Origin of the sequence: Luteibacter sp. NPDC031894 (assembly GCF_050273135.1) — a bacterium.
Taxonomy (GTDB): domain Bacteria; phylum Pseudomonadota; class Gammaproteobacteria; order Xanthomonadales; family Rhodanobacteraceae; genus Luteibacter.
In genome coordinates, this window is the sequence record NZ_JBNNMV010000002.1 from 827,169 (window position 1) to 844,447 (window position 17,279).

Here is a 17,279-nt window from a genome sequence, read left to right on the forward strand (position 1 = left end):
CGGTGCAGGCAGATCGATGGACCATGAGTATAGCTATGAGCCCTCGTCACCTGCGTGTTGATGACCTTCGTTTGTCAGATGGTTCACTCGTGCCGCAGATCTTTCCAAGCGGCACAGATTCGTTGGGACCGTTGATCATCCTCGTCAACCTGTGGTCGCATCGACTCAGTCAAACACACCGATACAACACGGTGAGGTCATATCTTTTCGACTTCATGCGTATACTGGCTTGCGAAGAAATTGAGTCCGTAGATCTGGTGCGCAGGTTGCGGACAGGCGTGGCGGTGCAACCTAACGCCGTGGCTGTCCTGATTCGGCTCATGTCGACGACGTGCCATGGCGAGACCGTAACGCTGGCCACGTTCGAGCGTCGCATAGCTTCCTTCACGTCCTTCGTGGAGTACGGATTTTCGCTGTTTGCTGACCTCGGAAGCGTTGACCGATCTCTGGTCAAGGATTTCGAGATGCGCGCTGCGCGACACCTTCGTTTTCTGCGGCGACTTAAAATCGACCGCGAGCCTGCCCGTGGCAGGCCTACCGAGAATCTGTCCAAAGCAACCATCGACGCGATATTGGAATCATCCCGGCCGGACTCTCTCGAAGCATCCAGCCGACTGGCGATCAAGTGGCGGAACTACTGCATATGTTTAACAGCCTTTGCCTGCTGGGCGAGGCGCGCAGAAATTGCTCTTCTAAGGGTTAATGATGTTGACCTAACCGAAGCGGCAGCCATTACGATTCAAGCCGGGCGAGTCGGAGGCATGGAGCGTCATGACGGTGCCGCAATCAAGTCAGCAGGGAGAGCGGTGCCAATCGACGCGCGACTAGCAATGGCAATTTCGGTCTATCTCGAACTATACAGACCAATTTTAGCGCGCAGAGATAATCCATCCGCTTTCCTATTCATAAGCTCTAGAGACGGCCAGCGGCTATCTGTCAAATCGATCAATGCAGTGTTTGGATCTCTGAGGGTCGCGCTGGCCGCCAGGGGCACCCCCAGCATACGTATCCACCCTCACGCATTCCGGAAGGCTGCAGCCAATTCCTTCATTCGGTCCTTCGCAGGTGCAAAAGATCTGCGGGAGGTGATCGAGGCAATGAATTACCTGGCGGGCTGGTCACCCACTGGGAGTATGGCGACTCACTATGCGCGGGACGCGATGGTGGAGCGACTCGGCCACAGAATTCGTCGTCCCGACTCCAACGTGGACTAGCTATGAGCGATGCAAACGACCAAGCGGTTCAGAAAATCGTCGCAGCACGATGCGGATTCTCGATACCTCCATTTCCATCCGAAGTCAGGACGCCTCATGGGCAAATCGTAACCCTTATACAGCCGTCTGGAGAATGGGTGGCTGAGCTCAGAATAGAAGATATATGCATCGGGGCACAGGTGGTTCCGTGGGGCCACCGTTTTACCGACGATGTGTACATAGAATGGGTTATCCGTGCATTTGCAATATGGCGGATCCAAAGAGCGATACGTGTCAGACCTTTAATAATGGTCCTGCGAGCGGCCGCACTTATACCGGTGCGACTCGATGGTGACTGCGGCGGTGATGCCATTCATGAATGGACCGCGATGGTGGACTCCGAGGCGGCTACCGCAGCTGGACCAGACCTGAGAGAGGGGATGATAGGGCTCCTCGAGTACGGCGTGGCCATGGGTTTTCCTGGGTTCGACGCGAGGGCCCTCCGCTTCGCGAGAAGTTCGCTTAGATGTGCATATAGCCTCGTTAGGGTTCTACGTCGGCCTGGAGATGCCCCATTTACGGTATCTGAGGTTGCCGCTATTGACGAAGCCATACGAACTTCGGACGCACTAACGTCAAGGGAGCGGGCGCTGCTGCTCGTAGCCAGAGATACCGGCATCAGACCTATCCAAATGGCGCTTCTTATATGGAGCGATCTACGAACAGACGAGCTCGGTCCATACCTCGACGTTCCGAGCGTGAAAGGGAAGGTGCGGTCTAAGCGACGACGAGCAGTTGGAAATTTTCGTAGGAGATACTTATCAAACGCAGCGCATTCCGCGCTGGAAGAGTACAGGTGCGAGAGCGAATCCGAGGCTAATAGGCTGCTGTATCGCGCGCAGATCACCCTCCGGATAGTCAACATCAATGAGGTCAATCGTCCAATTTTTCCACATGCGAGAGAGAGTCTCCGAACCATTGAACTGTCAGGTCATGAGAGCCTTGCTCCATATCTTCTTCATTCGACCGGTGGTGAAATATCACTAGAGATAGGCCATACCACCGTTCAGTTGGCGGTCGCGGATGATCGAGGCGGTCGCGAGGCGCGACTCAAAATATCCGCCACACGCATGCGCAGGACGAAGGCGACGTCATTGGTGATGCAGGGCTGCTCCGCGGAAGAGATAGCAGAAGCTATGGACCACAAGTCCACAGCTTCCCTAAAGAGCTATTTTCTATACAGCAAGGACGTCGAGGACATGGTGCGCTCCGACGGATTTAGCACAGCTGAGATTGAACTGGCAGCTGAGAGATGGCGAGGTAGGATAATCCAACGGGACGCCGCTGACGCCAGCAGACGGAAGGGCAGGCCGATACTGGATCTAGGAGTATGTTTGCAGGTCGAAGACTGCACTTACTGGCCGACTGTAACGTGCTACTCCTGCTCACGCTTTCGGCCATACGCTCAAGCAGATCACGCGACCGCGAAGGCGCACATCTTAGATGTGAAGGATGCAGCGTCGGGTGACATCACTGGACCTTACGCGCGCATGCTCGACGGCGCGATCCAGGGCGTTTCCGCAGTCATCACTGCATGCCACGAAGTGATGGATAAGTCTGATGGATAGCCATTTATCCTCAAGAGCTCGCATACCGGGAAGGCAATCATACTGTGTCCTTTTGCCCGCGCCGCGACGGCCGTGTCGCATCCATGCGGGCTGTTGGTGGCGAGTTTAACGTAGACATGGCTCACCCTGTCTTGGCACTACGCTTTTCGCCGCTTGTCGCGTAGAGCTTAATCACTCACCGAATCTTCGTTCGCCGGTGACGTGCGCATTTTCGGCACATCGGAAGTCGCCCACTGTCTGCTTTGGTGATGTCGACCGTCCGACAGGATGGATGACAACTCGACGACGCTACTTAAGGAACGGGCGCAGGTACCTCAATATGAGTTCTGCCTGTCGTTCATACCCGTTATCCAGTAGATACCGGACAAATACCGGCCAGGGAGGAATATTGCTGGTGTACGGCCTTGCGTCGGCACCGCTATACATCCCACCCCCGGGGCCCGTGTAGAGCCCGCCGCCAGGGCCTGTGTATAGGCCTCCGCCTACGCCTGTGTAGAGCCCCCCGCCCACGCCTGTATAAAGGCCGCCGCCTACCCCGGTATACAGTCCACCGCCTACTCCGGTGTACATACCGCCTCCGACTCCCGTATACATACCACCGCCTACGCCGGTATAGGCGCCACCTCCGACACCGGTGTAAAGGCCCCCACCAACCCCCGTGTATCGGCCTCCACCCACCCCTGTGTACTGGTTACGCGGCCACATGATTCCCCCTATCGCTAACTAAAGTCGGTGGTAAGGCAAGAGGCGAAGAGACGGTGCCCGCCGTGAACCGTGTGACGGTCGACGGCACAAGATCTTGGCGCCGACTCCCCTCTCGTAAGGATCGACGAAAGATATAGGGCATAGCTTTCGCCTATGGAAGCGGGTCGAGCCACATTGCCCAGGTTATGTAACACTGTAGTTCTGGTCGGCTTGGTCCCGTCGCAGAAAAAAAGCCATGGACATCAGATGAATAGATGAAACGCTCGGGCTAAGCCGACATAAAATCTTAGGATGACGGCACTGGCGTGGTGGCGCAGGCACGCCCGGACGACCTCGCGCGGATAGACGCTGGCGCCGTCGATCGTGCCGCGGAACAGCTCTTCATAGGCCAGCACGCGGTGCCGGGTGTCGAGGAAGAGGCAGGCGAAGACCTCGTGGCGCAGGTGCACCATGCGGGCACGCAGATACTGGGCGCTGTCACGCGGGCTGTCGATACGTGGCAGGTCGACCAGGCCCTCGCCCAGCGCGCGGCGCGCCAATTCGAGCGTGACGATGAGGCGTGCCCGCTTTACCGGACCGAAGCCGCTGATGGGCGGCAACTCCTTGGCCTCGGCCAACAGGCGCCCGAGACTGCCTGCGCGGGCGAGCAGGGCGCGGCCGGTACTTACGGCGTCGCGGCCGGCGCTTCCGCTGCCGAGGAGCACCGCGAGGAGCTCGGCGTCGGACAGCGCGGCAGGCCCATGGGAATAAAGGCGCTCGCGCGGTCGCTCGTGCGCAGCCCAGCTGCGGATGGGCTGTGAACCATAGGCCGGAGGCGCCAACGGCGCTTCACGGACGGCGGAGGGATCGTCGGGCCCGGACTTCATCGGCTTGCCTTGTCGGTGCCGCTGGCGGATCGCGGCGCAACACACAAGTTAGGGTTGCAGTGGGGTGCCTGACGATAGAACGATTCTGAAAACGCGGACGAAGTGGCCCCAAGGAATCCGCTAAGCTAACCAGCCTCCCAACGAGCGCCGTTCACGTCATGAGCCTACGCCAGCGTCGCATCCTCATCGGCGTTACCGGAGGTATCGCCGCTTACAAGGTCTGCGAACTCGTGCGCCGTCTGCGCGACCTCGAGGCGGACGTGCGCGTGGTGATGACCGAGGGTGCCACCCATTTCGTCACGCCCACCACGTTCCAGGCCCTTTCCGGGCAGCCAGTGCGCGTGAGCCTGTGGGACGAGCAGGGTGAAGCGGCCATGGGGCATATCGAACTCGCCCGCTGGGCCGAGCGGGTGCTTGTCGCGCCCGCAAGCGCCGACACCATCGCGCGGTTGGCCCACGGCTTCGCCGACGACCTCCTTTCCACGGTGGTGCTCGCCACCGCCGCGCTGGTCTATGTCGCCCCGGCGATGAACCAGCAGATGTGGGCGAACCTCGCCGTGCAGGCCAACGTGGGCACGCTCCGCGTACGCGGCATCGGCGTCCTGGGCCCCGCCGACGGCGACCAGGCCTGCGGCGACATCGGCTCCGGGCGAATGCTCGAGCCACACGAACTGCGCGACATCCTCGTCGCCTCCTTCGGCGACCAGCCCCTGCGTGGCCGCCGCGTGGTGGTGAGCGCCGGGCCGACCTACGAAGACATCGACCCGGTGCGCTTTATCGGCAACCGGAGCTCCGGTCGGATGGGCTTCGCCGTCGCCGCCGCGGCGCGCGATGCGGGCGCCGACGTGACCCTGGTGGCCGGGCCGGTCACGCTTCCGTCGCCACCCGGCGTACGGCGCATCGATGTGCGCAGCGCGCGACAGATGCACGACACCGTGGTCCACGCGTCTCGCGGCGCCGACATCTATATCGGCGCCGCGGCGGTAGGTGATTACCGGCCGAACGAGATGGCGGAGCACAAGCTGAAGAAGGCCGAGGGTACGCCCCTTCGCCTCGAGCTCACGGAGAATCCCGACATCATCGCGGCACTGGCGGCCGGATCCGAGCGGCCGTACCTGGTCGGCTTCGCGGCCGAGACACGCGAACTCGCCAGCTACGCCGGCGAGAAACTGCGCCGGAAGGGCATCGACATGATCGCGGCCAACGAGGTCGGTGACGGGAAGGGGTTCGAAGTGGCGGACAACGCATTGCACCTGTACTGGGCCGGCGGCGATGAATCGCTGCCCCACATGCCGAAGACGGAGCTGGCCCGGCGGCTCGTCGCGCGCATCGCCCAACGCTTCCTCTCCGCCTCCGGAACCACGCCTTGATCGACATCGAACTGAAGATCCTCGACCCGCGTCTGGGCGACAGCATCCCCTTGCCCGAGCCCGCCACGGGGGGCAGCGCCGGCATGGACCTGCGCGCCGCGGTGGACGCGCCGGTCGTCCTCGCACCCGGCGACAGCCTGCTCGTCCCGACCGGGATGGCGATACACATCGGCGACCCGGCCTGGTGCGCCCTTATCGTTCCCCGCTCCGGCCTGGGTCACAAGCAGGGCCTGGTGATGGGCAACCTGGTCGGCGTCATCGACGCCGACTACCAGGGGCCGCTCATGATTTCATGCTGGAATCGCGGAAACGGGAATGTGACCATCGCGCCGGGCGACCGGATTGCGCAATTATTGCTGGTACCGGTGGGACGGGCGCGCCTGCGCGTCGTGGATGGCTTCACTCCTTCGCAGCGGGGCGAAGGAGGATTCGGTTCGACCGGTGTAGGCTGATTCTCCGAGGACACAAGGGGCACCATGGCTCGGAAAGAGGGAGGGGAGGGGCGTTTGCCCGGGGTCGATCCGCGACGGTTGCTGCCCCTGGCGGGCGCGACGTTGCTGCTCGTCGCGGGCGCGTTCTGCGCGTGGCAGGCGTGGCTGATCGCCGACGAAGGCGCTGCGGCTGAGCGCACGCGCGCCGCACAACGGCAGGCCGTGCGCGACCTCGGCGAACTGGTCGCGGCGAAACGCCAGGCGGTTCATCGTGCGTTGTCGGATGGTGGCCTGTTGGCGGCGATCGACGACCATGCAGCCGTTGCCGCGCAGCTGCGCGCGGCGCTGCCGGCGGCGCGCGCCGTGGAGGCGTACAGCGGCAGCCTCGACGAGGTCGTGCGTGCGAACTATCGCGAATTTGGCTACGCGAAGGCGGCTCAGTTGATGGCGGCCCTTGGCAGTGAAGGTGCGCCACTCGCCTCCACGTCCCTGGACCGCGGCGAACGACGCCTCACGATGGTCGAGCCGGTGGCGGGCAGCACCGGCGTGCGCGCCTGGATCTGGCTGGAATATCCCTTCGACGACATCGCCAGGCGTTTCGACACGGCATCGCCCGGCGGCGGCCGCCTCGAATTGCGCCAGGGCGATGGGCGCGACAGTCTTTCACTGCTCTCGCGAGGGTCGCGCTCGGCCGAGCTCGATGGCGAGGGTCAGCAGGTGGCCGGCACGTCGCTGTATGTGTTCGCCGCCCTGCCGCAGGCCTTCATCGTGATTCCCCATTCGGAAGCGCTGGCCATCCTGCTGACCCTCGTCGGACTGGGCGGCGGTGGAGCCCTCCTGTGGTCGATGCGCCGGCGACCGGTGGTGTTTCCCGAAGCCGAACCGGAAGAAGAGATACTTGTCGCCGATGTCGCCCGCAAGCCGCGCCTCCCCGCGGCGGCCGCGAGCGCGGCACCCGCGCCGGCACCGCCGCCGCGCGAGCCGGAAACCGTCGATCCGTCGATCTTCCGCGCGTATGACATACGTGGCGTCGCGGGTACGGTGCTTACCGCGGGCGTCGCGCACCGCATCGGCCAGGCGATCGGCGCGCGCATGCTGGAGCGCGATCTGCGCGAGATCGTCGTCGGGCGCGACGGGCGCCTCTCCGGACCGGAGCTGGCGGGTGCCTTGTCGGATGGCCTGCGTGCCGCGGGCATCGACGTCATCGATCTCGGCATGGTGCCGACGCCGCTGGTGTATTTCGCCGCGTACCACTTTGGAACGGGCTGCGGCGTTTCGGTCACCGGCAGCCACAACCCTGCGGAATACAACGGCTTCAAGATCGTGATCGGCGGAGAGACCCTTGCTGAAGACGCGATCGTCGACCTGCATCGGCGCATCGCCGAAGGACGCCTCCCGTCGGATGGCGGTGGCACGTGGCGTGAGCAGCCGGTGGTGGACGCCTACGTGTCCCGCATCGCCGGTGACGTCGCCGCGGAGCGGCGCCTCAAGGTAGTCGTCGATGCCGGGAACGGCGCCGCCGGCGAAGTGGCGCCGCGCGTCCTCGAGGACATCGGATGCGAGGTCATCCCGTTGTACTGCGACGTGGACGGGCGCTTTCCCAATCACCATCCCGATCCGTCCGACCCGCGCAACCTGGCGGACCTGATCGCCGCCGTGAACACGATCGGTGCCGACCTCGGCGTCGCTTTCGATGGCGACGGCGATCGCCTGGGTGTCGTGACGCAGTCTGGCGAGATCGTCTACCCCGACCGCTTGCTCATGTTGTTCGCACAGGACGTGCTGGCGCGCAATCCCGGGGCAACCGTGATCTACGACGTCAAATGCACGGGCCACCTGCGCCCCGTGATCCAGGAAGCGGCGGGCGTACCGTTGATGTGGCGCACGGGACATTCGCTGATCAAGGCGAAGATGCGGGAGACCGGCGCCGCGCTGGCGGGCGAGATGAGCGGCCATTTCTTCTTCGCCGACAACCATCGTTGGTACGGCTTCGACGACGGCATCTATGCGGCGGCACGCCTGCTGGAGATCGTCGCCGGCGACCCGGAGGAGCGCAGCGTCGCGGAACTTTTCGATGCGCTGCCGAAGAGCGTGTCGACGCCGGAGCTCAAATTGCCGATGGCCGAAGGCGCGCATTTCCGCTTCATGGAGGCCTTCCGTGCTTCCGCGACTTTCGAGGATGCCCGGGTCACGACCATCGACGGCATCCGCGCCGACTGGAATGACGGCTGGGGCCTGGTGCGTCCGTCGAATACGTCACCGGCGCTGATCTTCCGCTTCGACGCGGACAGTGCGAAATCGCTGGAACGAATCAAGCAGGCCTTCCGCCAGCGCTTGCTGGCGGTGGACAGGAGCCTGGCGCTACCGTTCTGAGGAGCGCCTGCCGAGAAGCAGGCGTTTCAGCGCGCGTCGTTTGCCGCTTTCAGCTCACGGTAGTGGCGCAATTGCGCGTCGGTATTCGACCGCGCCGCTTCCTTCGCTGCTTGCTGGCGCTGCAGCGTGCCCCGGAGGGCGGCGACGGTGTTGCGCTGCTCGGTGATGCGGTCGGTAAGATATTTCGGAACCGGCTGCTTCGCACGCTCGAGGTCTCCGGCGCGATTGAGCAGGTCCGCCAGAGCCTTCTCCTGCCCCTGGAGGTTTAGCCGCGTGGTGCGGGCCGCCTGCTCGAAGTTCTCCACCTCGGCATTCTTGGCGGCGGCGAACGCGGCCTCGTCGGGATACGCATTGAGCATCTGCGCGTCCTCGCGCTGCTGCTGCTGGCGCGCCCGTTCGGCGGCTTCTTTCTGCTCGGCGACTTTCTTCGCCGCCGTTCGCTCTTCCGGCGTCAGCTGGCGATCGACGTGTCGGACGACCAGGCCGTGGGCGTTCACCACGTCGTACCCCGCCTTCATCGCCTCGGGCGTAAGACTGTCGCTGAAGTACGACTGTCCCGACCCGTCCTTCCAGCGATAGCGGTAGGCGTTGTTGTTGTTGGTATTGTGCTGGGCTAAGGCGACCGTGCCGATGCACAAGGCCGCCCCCGCCAGGATGTATCGCGCTGCTCGCATGCTGTCCCCTCCTGTGGGCGGAGTATAGCCAGCACGCGTGCTCGTATTGTGCCCGTCCGGTAAGCGGCGCCGGGCCCGTGACGCAGTCGCTGTTTTGCCTCAGGCCTTCACGCCGTACTGCTCGCGGTAGGCGAGGAGCCTGTCGTGCTCGGCGGCGAGCTCCGGTCGCTCTCCCGCATAGGAAAGCACGTCGGCGAGGCTGGCGATGGCGATAACGGGGATGCCGTACCGGCTCGAAACCTCCTGGGCCGCCGAAAGCTCGCCCTGGCCCCGCTCCTGGCGGTCGAGCGCGATCAGCACGCCTGCGGGCTCCGCGCCCTGGGCGCGAATGAGCTCGAGCGATTCGCGCACGGCCGTGCCGGCGGTCATCACGTCGTCGACGATAAGTACGCGGCCACGCAGCGGGGCGCCGACCAGCGTCCCGCCTTCGCCATGGTCCTTGGCTTCCTTGCGGTTATAGGCCCACGGGATATCGCGCCCCTGGTCATCCGCGAGCGCGATGGCGGTAGCCGCCGCAAGGGCGATGCCCTTATAGGCGGGACCGAAGAGCATGTCGAAGGGCACGCCCGACCGCGCCGCCGCGGCGGCGTACGAGCGCCCCAGCCGGGCCAGCGCCGCACCCGAATCGATCCGGCCCATGTTGAAGAAGTAGGGACTGCTGCGGCCGGACTTCAGGGTGAAGTCGCCGAAGCGGAGGACGTCGCGGGCTAGGGTCAGTTCGATGAATTCGCGCTGGTAATCGTGCACAGGCGGTCTCTCAGGGATGCGTAGGGGAAAGCGGGCACCAGAGCACGTGCTGCGGTCCCGCGCGGCCGCCATGGTACAACTCGCCGCTGTCGCGGTATCCCGCACGAAGATACGACCGCACCGCTTGCGCGTTGCGCACGTTCACGGTGAGGAGGATTCGCTTGCGGTCGGGATGGCGGACCGTGACGTAGCGACGAATCGCCTCCAGCGCCGCGCCGCCCAGCCCCTGGCCTTGCCGCGACGCGTCGATGAGGAAGCTGCGCAGGGCCACCGCGCCTTCGGCCAGCGGGTGGTCGCCGAGGGCCGTGGCCCGGCGGTCGATCCGCACGTACCCCACGACGGCCTCTTCGTGTAGCAGGGCCAAAGCCTCGCTCTCAGGGCACACGTGCACGTCGGCCAGCGAATCGCTGACGTGGCCGACGAAGGACAATTGCTCGGGATGCACGACGAGTGCGAGCACGGCGTCGCGGAGGGAGTCGTCGACAGATCGGACATGCACGGAGGGATTCATCACGCGCATTGTAGGCCGCCGGCGGCCACTCGGCAGGCGCGGGTTATGATGGGCGGATCGTCGAACGCCATCGCAAGGTCCCATGCGCATCATTTCCCTGAACGCCAACGGTATCCGCTCCGCCGCCACCAAGGGCGTGTTCGAATGGCTCCGCAAGCAGGACGCCGACATCGTCTGCCTGCAGGAAACCAAGGCCCAGGAATCGCAGCTGGTCGATCCGATGTTCCGTCCGGACGGACACCATTGCTTCTATCACGACGCGCGCAGCAAGAAGGGCTACAGCGGCGTGGCGATCTATTCCAGGCGCGAACCGGACGAGGTGCGCGTGTCGCTGGGCCGAGAGGACTTCGACTGCGAGGGGCGCTACATCGAGGCGCGTTACGGCAACCTCAGCGTCGTTTCGTTCTACATCCCGTCCGGGTCATCCGGCGACGAGCGCCAACAGTACAAGTTCCGCATCATGGAATGGCTGACGCCCATCCTGCGCGAATGGGCGGCGAGCGGCCGCGACTACGTGCTGTGCGGCGACTGGAACATCGTGCACACGAAGAACGACATCAAGAACTGGACCTCCAACCAGAAGAATTCCGGCTGTCTGCCCGAGGAGCGGGCGTGGCTCGACCTGCTGTTCAAGGAGATCGGCTGGGTGGACAGCTTCCGCGCCATCAAGCCCGACGCGGTCGAGTACACCTGGTGGTCGAACCGCGGCCAGGCGCGCGCGAACAACGTGGGTTGGCGCATCGACTACCAGATCGTCACCCCGGGCCTGCGCGAGCGGCTGCGTGACTGCTCGATCTACCGCGACGAGCGCTTCTCCGACCATGCGCCCTTCACCGTGGACTACGCCGAGTGAGCGAAGCGGCGGAACCCGCACGGTACAAGGGCTGGCGCGGCATCGTCGCGGCCTTCGCCCAGCCGGGCGCGGTCACCATGCTGTTCTTCGGCCTCGCCTCCGGGCTGCCTTTCCTCCTGGTCGGCAACACGTTGTCCGCCTGGCTGAAGGAAGCAGGCGTGGACTATGGGGCGATCGGCATCGCGAGCTACGTCACCTTCTCCTACAACTTCAAGTTCTTGTGGGCGCCGCTGGTCGACAAGTTCAGGCTCCCGCTCTTCGGTCGCCTAGGCTTGCGCCGGGGCTGGCTGATGTTCGCCCTGCTACTGCTGGGGGCGGGCTTGCTCGGCATGGCCGCCATGCCGCCGGAGGTGTCGCTTCCTCGCTTCATGGCGGTGACCTTCGTCGCCGCCCTGGCGGGCGCCACCATCGACATCGTCGTGGACGCGTACCGCGTGGAGATCGCGCCGCAGGAAGCGCAAGGCGCCCTCGCGGCCACCTATACGCTGGGCTATCGGCTGGGACTCATCGCCGGTGGGGCGGGCATCCTCATCGTCGCCGACCTCTTCGGCTGGCAAGGCGGCTACGTGGCCATCTGTGCGCTGTTGGCCATTCCCATCGTCACGGTGCTGGTGGCGCGAGAGCCGGAGCACCGGGTACGCGAGCGGTTGCCGTTGCGGCAGGCCGTGACGGAAGGCTTCGTTCGTCCCTTCCAGGATTTCCTGTCCCGCTACGGCCTTGCGCTGGCGCTCGGCCTGTTGCTCTTCGTCGCGCTGTTCCGCCTGCCCGACCAGATGCTTGGGGTGATGGCGTACCCCTTCTACCTCGACGCCGGCTTCAGCAAGTTGCAGATCGCGGAAGTGTCGAAGGGCTATGGCGTGGTCGTCGGCATCGTCGGTGCGCTGCTCGGCGGCTGGGCGGTGACCCGTTTCGAGATGCGCCGTTTGCTGGTGGTTTCCGCCATCGGCGTTGCGCTGTCCAACATGTTGTACCTGATCATGGCGGTGAACCCGGGGCAGACCTGGGCCTTCGTGGCGACGCTGTCGGGCGATAACCTCGCGCAGGGCTTTGCCGGTCCGGTGCTGGTCGCCTTCATGTCGGGCCTCGTCAATCGCAGCTTCACCGCGACGCAGTACGCCCTCCTAAGCGCCCTGGCAAACCTGCCCGGCAAATTGATCGGCGGCTTTTCGGGGTTCCTGGTTAAGGAGTCCGGCTACCCCTCGCTCTTCGTGCTGAGCACCGTTTCGATCGTGCCGACCCTGATCGTCCTGGCCCTGCTGTGGCGGCGCATGCCGCGCCCTGTGGACTCCCTCACGGAATGACGTAATGACAGGGCTAGGCCGGACGGACGATCTTTGCAATCTGCCAAAACTGTGTAAGATCGCCGCCACAGGGGGCATGCGCGAGGAGGTCACGCACGTGCCAGATATCGTGGTGAGACACATCGACGAGCAGATGGCCGAGCGGATCAAGACACTCGCTCGCGAACGCCGTTGGTCGATCAATGAAGTGATCCTGCACGCGTTGCGCTATGGGCTCGGCCTGAGTCCCGGCGACGTGTTCAACGAGCTTTTGCTCGAGCCCGGCGACATCGCGCACCTCACGGGCGCATGGGATGCCGAAGAGCAGGCCGCGTTCCAGGAAGCCCTCGCCGCCCTCGCCCAGGCATCGCCCTCGGCACTGGCCGACGCCGCGCTGCGCCCGGCGAAGACGTCCGAATCGTTCTGAGAAGACGCGCCTACCTCAGGGGGAGCCGCTCCAGCGAGGAGGGCGCGGCGTAGACAGCGCCAAGCAACCTTGATCCGCTGGCACCGGTCACCGCCGGCAGGTTCCCCTGTTCGCCGCGAAGACGCCGGTAGGCGAGCCAGGCGAAGGCCATCGCCTCCATCCCGTCCGGATCGATGCCGAACGCCGAACTGGCGTGCAGTGGCCGGCCTTCCAGCAAGGCGCCGATCGCGCGCATCAGCACGGCATTGTGCACGCCACCGCCGCAGGCGATGACGTCGACCGCATCGGCGGCGTAACGCGTGATGGCATCCGCCACGGACCGGGCGCTGAGGGCGAGCAGGGTCGCTTGCACATCGTCTGGCGTGAGGTCCGCCACCCGCGGATGCATGTCGAGCCACGCGAGGTGGAAATGCTCCCGGCCCGTGCTCTTCGGCGGTGGCAAGGCGAAGTACGCGTCGTCCAGCAATTGCGCGAGCAGTTCGTCGTCGACGCGCCCGGACGCCGCGAAACGCCCGTCGCGGTCGAAGGCTTCGCCGCGGTGGCGCAAGCACCAGGCATCCATCAGTCCGTTCGCCGGACCCGTATCGAATCCGGTGACATCGCCGTCCGCCGTGAGCCGCGTGACGTTGGCGATGCCCCCGAGGTTGAGCACCACGCGCGCTCCGCGTTCAGGGCGCAACACCGTGGCGTGGAAGGCGGGCACCAGAGGCGCTCCCTGACCACCCGCGGCGACGTCGGCGCGACGAAAGTCGGCGACGGTATCGATGCGAGTGCGCTCGGCGATGACCGATGGATCGCCGATCTGCAATGTGAAAGGGCGATCGCCCGAGGGCCGGTGACGGATCGTCTGGCCATGCGAACCGATCGCCGTCACGTCGCCCGCGGCGACGCCGGCTTTCCGGAGCACGGCGTGCGCGGCGTCGGCGAAAGCGGTACCCACCGCCACATCGAGCCGGCCATACGCGTCGAGGTCGAGGCGGACCTCGTCCTGGGCCACGGCGAGGATCGTGTTGCGTAGCGCGTCATCCCAGGGATGGGTCAGGCCCGCGACGAGCGCGGGGCGTCCTTCACTGAAACGAACCAGTGCTGCGTCGATGCCGTCGGCACTGGTTCCGGATATGAGGCCGAGGTAGAGGCCGTCCCTGGTATCGGCCACGACTCAGTCGCGGCCGTTGGCGCCGGAGTCGTTCCGGGCGAGCTTGACGTTGCTGTCTACCTGATTGAGACGCGCGAGCTGCGGGCCCACGACTTCCTTCTTGAACTTCGCCAGCTGCGCGGCCGGCAGCGGCTCCGGCTTGGGCAGCGTGACCGTCTGCGGATCGCGCTGCACGTTGTTGACGCGGAATTCGTAGTGCAGGTGAGGGCCGGTGGCGAGGCCGGTCATGCCGACGTAGCCGATGGTGCTGCCCTGGCTGACGCGCTGGCCGACGCGCAGCTTGGCGAAGCGTGACATATGACCGTAAGCCGTGCTGATCGACGCGTTGTGCTGGATGACCACGAAGTTGCCGTAGCCATTCATCCAGCCGCGGAACTTGACGACACCGTCGCCCGCCGCATGGATGGGTGTGCCCGACGGCGCGGCGTAATCCACGCCCTTGTGCGCGCGCATCTTGCCGAGGATCGGGTGCATGCGGCCGGCGCTGAACTGCGACGAGATGCGCGTGAAGTCGACCGGAATACGCAGGAAGGAACCGGTGAGCGGACGGCCTTCCTCGCTGAAGTAGCTGACCTTGCCGTCGGTGTTCTTGAAACGGTAGGCGGTATAGCGCTTGCCCTGGTTCACGAATTCAGCGGCGACGATGTCGCCCTCGCGAAGGAACGCGCCGTCGCTGTAGACGTCGTCGTAGACGACGGTGAAGCTGTCCCCTACGCGGAGGTCCTGCACGAAGTCGATGTCGAACTTGAACACCTCGGCGAGCTTCAGGACCATCGCATTACTCATGCCGGCCTTCGATGCCGCACCGAACAGCGAACTGTCGATCTGTCCGTGGGCGATGTGTTCGCGACGCTGCACGTCGCGCTGCTGGACGGTGAGCTTCGGCGACGGGCCATCGAGACGAAGGGTGGCGATGCTGGCTTCGTCCTGATCGAAGCGGACGCCCTTCAACACGTGGTCGCCGCCCAGGAGGAACTGGAATTCCTGCCCGGGGTTGATCCGGTGGAACGCCTTCGTGCCGCCGGCGCCGTCGATGACGTGCTGGAGGTCGGTCATCGACAGGCCCTGGGCGAGGAAGATGTCGGCGAGGGTCTGACCCGGCTGCACCTGCACGGTCTGCCACTCTTCGACCGGAAGGAGCGGCTTGGCGGCGGCGGGATCCATCCGGGGCACGGCGAGCGGTACCACCGCATGCACCGTCGGCTTGACGGGCACCAGTGACTGCTTCTTCATCGCCCCCGCCCAGGCGGGAATGACGAGCGCGGAAAGGATGACGAGGAGGAAGGCGGTACCGGCGAGGATCCAGCGCTCGCGCGTCCAGCTCAAGGGCTCGGACGAAGCGTTGCGGCTGAAGGACCAGTGGGCGCGGGTGTCGTAGAAATGTGAATGACGGCGCTGCGCCTTGCGCCGGATCGCTTGCTTGCGGGCGCTGTGCGCGCCTCTGTTCTGTTCACTCATTGTCTTTCTTGTACCCGCTCGCCCCGTGTTGTCGCGTACCATAACGGCCCTGTGCAAAGGCCGTCAACGCCTTTCCCATCAAGGCTTTGCATCGCATCTTGCGGTTAACGCACAATTAACCGACACGGCCTCTTCACAGACATTTGTGAAGGTCGGAAGACCCTACCCATAGAGAGAACGCATGAACGAGCTGGAGCACGCCCTGGCCTCGATCGCCCGAGGGGCCGACGAGATCATCAAGAAGGAAGACCTCGAGGCGCGCCTCAAGCTCGGCCGGCCGTTGCGTATCAAGGCCGGCTTCGATCCGACCGCCCCCGATCTCCACCTGGGCCATACGGTGCTGCTCAACAAGATGCGCCAGTTCCAGGACCTGGGGCACCGGGTCATCTTCCTGATCGGCGACTTCACCGGGATGATCGGCGATCCGACGGGCAAGAACGTCACGCGCAAGCCCCTGACCCGCGAGGACGTGCTGGCCAACGCGGAAACGTACGCCGAGCAGGTCTATAAGGTGCTCGACCGCGAGAAGACGGAGCTGCGCTTCAATTCGGAGTGGTTTGGCAAGATGGGCGCCGCCGATATGATCCGGCTCGCCGCGCAGCACACCGTGGCGCGCATGCTCGAGCGTGACGACTTCGCCAAGCGCTACAAGGGCGAACAGCCCATCGCCATCCATGAGTTCCTTTATCCGCTGGTCCAGGGCTACGACTCCGTAGCGCTCGAGGCCGACGTCGAACTCGGCGGCACGGACCAGAAGTTCAACCTGCTCATGGGCCGTGCCCTGCAGGAGCACCACGGCCAGCCGCCGCAGATCGTCCTGACCATGCCGCTGCTGGAAGGCCTGGACGGCGTCCACAAGATGTCCAAGTCGCTGGGCAACTACATAGGTATCAACGAGCCCGCGATCGACATCGTCACGAAGACCATGAAGATCGGCGACGAGCTCATGTGGCGCTGGTTCGAGCTATTGAGCTTCGAGGTGTCGCTCGATGAACTGTCCCGCATGAAGGCGGATATCGCCTCGGGAGTCCTCAATCCGCGCGACGCGAAGCTGCGCCTGGCCCGTGAGCTCGCCACCCGCTTCCACGACGCGGCGGCGGCGGAGCAGGCGATCGCCGGCTGGCATGCGGTGGTGAGAGGGGAGGGAGACACCTCGCTCCTGCCGTTGACCGATATCCCGGCCCCAGGGGACGGGTTCCGTCTGGCGGCGCTCCTGACCGCCGCGGGTGTCACGCCCAGCAACTCCGAGGCGAACCGCAAGCTCAAGGAGCGGGCGGTACGCATCGACGGCGAGATCGTCGAGGACGCGTCGCGCGTCTTCACCGCCGGATTCGAGGGCGTGCTCCAGGTGGGCAAGCGAAACTTCGCCCGCATCCGCCTGATTTGACGGCGGTTTCAAAAAAACTTCACAAAAGGTCTTGCGGGACTCCTAGGAATCCGTATTATTCGCGCTCCCGCAGCGGCCCACGTCGAACGACGAACGCTACGGCAGCTGTATCGCCACCGTCGGCGACCTCGAAAAAAGCTTCACGAGGGTGTTGACGGACAGGAAAAACGATATAGAATGGGCGGCTCACCTCGGGACGAAATGTTCAGAGGGCGACAGC

The 17,279-nt window shown here is 64.6% G+C and carries 15 protein-coding genes; 9 read left to right on the top strand and 6 right to left on the bottom strand.

Features of this window, described 5'->3' with window-relative positions; all coding sequences use genetic code 11:
• The first annotated feature begins 35 nt into the window (after positions 1-35).
• Complete coding sequence (locus tag ACQKIE_RS09690) at positions 36-1,214, top strand: tyrosine-type recombinase/integrase (protein ID WP_427458355.1); 1,179 nt, start codon at positions 36-38, stop codon at positions 1,212-1,214.
• Positions 1,215-1,216: 2 nt separating this feature from the next.
• On the top strand, positions 1,217-2,821 hold the full coding sequence (locus ACQKIE_RS09695) for a site-specific integrase (RefSeq protein WP_427458357.1): 1,605 nt from the start codon (positions 1,217-1,219) through the stop codon (positions 2,819-2,821).
• 947 nt (positions 2,822-3,768) lie between these two features.
• Here the strand turns inward: ACQKIE_RS09695 and ACQKIE_RS09700 are convergent.
• On the bottom strand, positions 3,769-4,392 hold the full coding sequence (locus ACQKIE_RS09700; RefSeq protein ID WP_427458359.1) for a JAB domain-containing protein: 624 nt from the start codon (positions 4,390-4,392) through the stop codon (positions 3,769-3,771).
• A 158-nt stretch (positions 4,393-4,550) separates the two neighbouring features.
• Between ACQKIE_RS09700 and coaBC the strand changes: the two genes are divergently transcribed.
• Genes coaBC through ACQKIE_RS09715 form a run of 3 tightly spaced genes read left to right on the top strand, consistent with a single transcriptional unit; the run spans position 4,551 to position 8,566 of the window.
• Positions 4,551-5,762 carry a bifunctional phosphopantothenoylcysteine decarboxylase/phosphopantothenate--cysteine ligase CoaBC gene (gene coaBC, locus ACQKIE_RS09705; RefSeq protein WP_427458361.1) on the top strand — a complete coding sequence of 404 codons (1,212 nt, stop codon included), beginning with the start codon at positions 4,551-4,553 and terminating at the stop codon, positions 5,760-5,762.
• On the top strand, positions 5,759-6,214 hold the full coding sequence (dut, locus tag ACQKIE_RS09710; protein WP_427458363.1) for a dUTP diphosphatase: 456 nt from the start codon (positions 5,759-5,761) through the stop codon (positions 6,212-6,214). Before coaBC ends, dut begins: the two co-directional genes overlap by 4 nt.
• Before the next feature lie 24 nt (positions 6,215-6,238).
• Positions 6,239-8,566 carry a phosphomannomutase/phosphoglucomutase gene (locus ACQKIE_RS09715; RefSeq protein WP_427458365.1) on the top strand — a complete coding sequence of 776 codons (2,328 nt, stop codon included), beginning with the start codon at positions 6,239-6,241 and terminating at the stop codon, positions 8,564-8,566.
• Positions 8,567-8,592: 26 nt separating this feature from the next.
• Here ACQKIE_RS09715 and ACQKIE_RS09720 read toward each other — a convergent pair whose 3' ends face one another.
• From ACQKIE_RS09720 to ACQKIE_RS09730, 3 genes are all read right to left on the bottom strand, one after another.
• Positions 8,593-9,240 carry a DUF4124 domain-containing protein gene (locus tag ACQKIE_RS09720; RefSeq protein WP_427458367.1) on the bottom strand — a complete coding sequence of 216 codons (648 nt, stop codon included), beginning with the start codon at positions 9,238-9,240 and terminating at the stop codon, positions 8,593-8,595.
• 99 nt (positions 9,241-9,339) lie between these two features.
• A complete protein-coding gene (pyrE, locus tag ACQKIE_RS09725; protein ID WP_427458369.1) occupies positions 9,340-9,987 on the bottom strand; it encodes an orotate phosphoribosyltransferase in 648 nt (215 codons plus the stop codon).
• Positions 9,988-9,997: 10 nt separating this feature from the next.
• Positions 9,998-10,486, bottom strand: coding sequence for a GNAT family N-acetyltransferase (locus ACQKIE_RS09730; RefSeq protein ID WP_427458371.1), 489 nt, complete (start codon positions 10,484-10,486; stop codon positions 9,998-10,000).
• Between the two features lie 94 nt (positions 10,487-10,580).
• Here ACQKIE_RS09730 and ACQKIE_RS09735 point away from each other — a divergent pair, with 94 nt between their 5' ends.
• The 3 genes from ACQKIE_RS09735 (at position 10,581) to ACQKIE_RS09745 (ending at position 13,058) form a co-directional block, all read left to right on the top strand.
• Entirely contained in the window at positions 10,581-11,351 is a 771-nt protein-coding gene (locus ACQKIE_RS09735; RefSeq protein ID WP_427458373.1) for an exodeoxyribonuclease III, read from the top strand.
• Positions 11,348-12,652: an AmpG family muropeptide MFS transporter gene (locus tag ACQKIE_RS09740; RefSeq protein WP_427458374.1), complete on the top strand. Its 1,305-nt coding sequence runs from the start codon at positions 11,348-11,350 to the stop codon at positions 12,650-12,652. The genes ACQKIE_RS09735 and ACQKIE_RS09740 overlap by 4 nt, the downstream gene beginning before the upstream one ends.
• 97 nt (positions 12,653-12,749) lie before the next feature.
• Positions 12,750-13,058, top strand: a complete 309-nt coding sequence (locus ACQKIE_RS09745) for a hypothetical protein (protein ID WP_427458376.1) — start codon at positions 12,750-12,752, stop codon at positions 13,056-13,058.
• Positions 13,059-13,068: 10 nt separating this feature from the next.
• Here ACQKIE_RS09745 and ACQKIE_RS09750 read toward each other — a convergent pair whose 3' ends face one another.
• Complete coding sequence (locus ACQKIE_RS09750) at positions 13,069-14,214, bottom strand: anhydro-N-acetylmuramic acid kinase (protein WP_427458378.1); 1,146 nt, start codon at positions 14,212-14,214, stop codon at positions 13,069-13,071.
• Between the two features lie 3 nt (positions 14,215-14,217).
• Positions 14,218-15,672, bottom strand: coding sequence for an OapA family protein (locus ACQKIE_RS09755; RefSeq protein WP_427458380.1), 1,455 nt, complete (start codon positions 15,670-15,672; stop codon positions 14,218-14,220).
• Between the two features lie 181 nt (positions 15,673-15,853).
• On the opposite strand from ACQKIE_RS09755, the gene tyrS reads away from it, so the two are divergent.
• Positions 15,854-17,059, top strand: a complete 1,206-nt coding sequence (tyrS, locus tag ACQKIE_RS09760) for a tyrosine--tRNA ligase (protein ID WP_427458382.1) — start codon at positions 15,854-15,856, stop codon at positions 17,057-17,059.
• The last annotated feature ends 220 nt before the right edge of the window (positions 17,060-17,279 follow it).